We start from the raw sequence: 1556 nt of genomic DNA on the forward strand, positions 1-1556 counted from the left end.
GTGCCGCGCTTCCGCGCCGGCGACTACAGCGGCGGGATTTCCGAAGCGACCGCGATGCTGGTCAAGCTGATCGACGGCGAAGCGTTGCCGGCGCGGAAGCGCGGCACCAGGTACTCCTGGATGATGCGGTTGGCGGTGGCGTCGGGAATCGCGCCTTCCAGGCCATAGCCGGGCTGGATGCGCACGCGCCGGTCGTCCTTGGCCACCACCAGCAGGACGCCGTCGTCCACGCCCTTGCGGCCGAGCTTCCACTGGTCGAACACGCGCTGGGTGTATTGCTCGATGCTCTCGGGCGCAGTGCTGGGCACCACCAGCACCTGCAGTTGGCTGCCCTTGCGCTGCTGCAACTGCACCGCCTGCCGGTCCAGCTCCAGACGCTGGTTCGGCGTCAGCGTGCCGGTGGTGTCGACCACCGGCGCATCCAGCGGCGGGATCGGCGCCTCGGCCTGCGCCCAGGCCAGCCAGGGCAGCAACGCCAGCAGCAGCACCAGCCAGACGCCGGCGAGCCGGCGGCGAGCGGCGCCACGCGACGCCGCCGATGCGGCAGCGCGCTCAGTCACCACGGGTGCGGAACGCATGGTCACGCCGGCCCACGGCGGCGCTTAGTGCGCCGGCGCCGGCTGTTGCGGCTGCTGTGGAGCGGACGCGGGCTGGCCACCGAAGTTCACCGCCGGCGCCTCGGAAATCTGCGCTTCGTTCTCCACCGAGAAGTTGGGCTTCTCCTTGTAGCCGAACATCTTGGCGGTGAGCACCTGCGGGAAGGACAGGATGTAGGTGTTGTAGTCCTGCACCGCCTGGATGTAGCGGCCGCGCGCCACGGTGATGCGGTTCTCGGTGCCTTCCAGCTGCGCCTGCAGATCGCGGAAGGCCTGGTCGGACTTGAGGTTCGGGTAGTTCTCGCTGACCACCAGCAACCGCGACAGCGCGCTGGACAACTGGCCCTGCGCCTGCTGGAACTGCTGCAGCGAGGCGGCATCGTCGGCATTGACATGCACCTGGCCGACGCGGGCGCGGGCGTTGGTCACGTCGGTGAGCACCTGCCGCTCCTGGTCGGCATAGCCCTTGACCGTGTTGACCAGGTTCGGCACCAGGTCGGCGCGGCGCTTGTACTGGTTCAGCACTTCCGACCAGCCGGCCTTGACCGCCTGGTCCTTCTGCTGGATCGCGTTGTAGCCGCAGCCGGACAGCAACACCGCCAGCGCGGCCAGAAACAGGGAGCGGGACAACAGGCGCATGCGAGGACTCCGGCGGATGACTGCGCGCAGCTTGCCACGCCGCCGGTGAAAACGCAGCCGACCTCAGTGGCGGCTCACCACTTCCCGGCGCCGGGCACCTGGTGCGCGGCGGCGCGGCGGCGCATCAGCAGGTTCAGCCATTCCACCAGCACCGAGAAGCCCATCGCCGCGTAGATGTAGGGCTTGGGCACGTGCACGTCCAGGCCGTCCAGGATCAGCACCACGCCGATCATCAGGATGAAGGCCAGCGCCAGCATCTTCACCGTCGGGTTGGCGTCGATGAAGCGGCCCAGCGGATTGGCCGCCAGCAGCATCGCCGCC

At 69.1% G+C, this 1556-nt stretch carries 1 protein-coding gene and 3 pseudogenes; 1 reads left to right on the forward strand and 3 read right to left on the reverse strand.

The window, feature by feature from the left end; all coding sequences use genetic code 11:
- Positions 1-93: pseudogene (locus CEK68_RS21360) on the forward strand (YgcG family protein); the annotation flags it as partial.
- Here CEK68_RS21360 and CEK68_RS20175 read toward each other — a convergent pair.
- The 3 genes and pseudogenes from CEK68_RS20175 to CEK68_RS20185 form a co-directional block, all read right to left on the reverse strand.
- A pseudogene (locus CEK68_RS20175) lies at positions 84-491 on the reverse strand (TPM domain-containing protein); the annotation flags it as partial. The pseudogenes CEK68_RS21360 and CEK68_RS20175 overlap by 10 nt on opposite strands.
- Before the next feature lie 111 nt (positions 492-602).
- The gene (locus CEK68_RS20180; RefSeq protein WP_152240456.1) at positions 603-1235 is read right to left on the reverse strand and encodes a LemA family protein; all 633 of its coding nucleotides are present in this window, start codon (positions 1233-1235) and stop codon (positions 603-605) included.
- 74 nt (positions 1236-1309) lie between these two features.
- Positions 1310-1556, reverse strand: a pseudogene (locus CEK68_RS20185) (TerC family protein); the annotation flags it as partial.

The sequence above is a fragment of the Xanthomonas sp. LMG 12461 genome, assembly GCF_009192935.1.
Classification (GTDB): Bacteria; Pseudomonadota; Gammaproteobacteria; order Xanthomonadales; family Xanthomonadaceae; genus Xanthomonas_A; species Xanthomonas_A sontii.

Excerpts from the sequence above, each read along its gene's own strand:
- CEK68_RS20180 (WP_152240456.1), bottom strand. The coding sequence starts at position 1,235 with ATGCGCCTGTTGTCCCGCTCCCTGTTTCTGGCCGCGCTGGCGGTGTTG.